Here is a 407-nt window from a genome sequence, read left to right as displayed (position 1 = left end):
AAAAAACCGAATGTTTTTGCTTTTGGCGAATATAGTCTGGATCAAAATGAAAACTGGATTGTCGGAGTTGCCGCACGCTATAACCTGTTTTCCGGGATCGATAAAAACAAGAATATTCAGGCTGCCGAACTCAAACGCTCTGCTACAGAATTACTCACTGCACGCACCCAGCAAGAAATTGAAAATCTGATTTATAAATCTTATAGCGAAGCACTCAGTGCACAGCAAAGTGATGCACTTCTGGCACAAAACTTGAAAGCCGCACAGGAAAATTTACGCATCCAAGAATTGTCTTTTAAAGAAGATATGGGCACCGCCACACAGGTCATCGATGCACAAAATATGCTGAGCGGACTACGAGCTGAAACTGCCTTGAATGCCTACAAATATGTGATGTCACTGGCCAC

At 42.8% G+C, this 407-nt stretch carries 1 protein-coding gene; it reads left to right on the top strand.

All coding sequences use genetic code 11. The features are described 5' to 3' along the window. Nucleotides 1-407, top strand: a 407-nt coding sequence (locus tag NI462_RS14980; RefSeq protein ID WP_253147486.1) for a TolC family protein, incomplete at both ends; no start/stop codon positions are given.

It is taken from the genome of Acinetobacter lwoffii (assembly GCF_024129715.1).
In the GTDB taxonomy this organism is placed as follows: Bacteria; Pseudomonadota; Gammaproteobacteria; order Pseudomonadales; family Moraxellaceae; genus Acinetobacter; species Acinetobacter lwoffii_U.
This window is presented reverse-complemented; position numbering and strand designations above follow the sequence as displayed.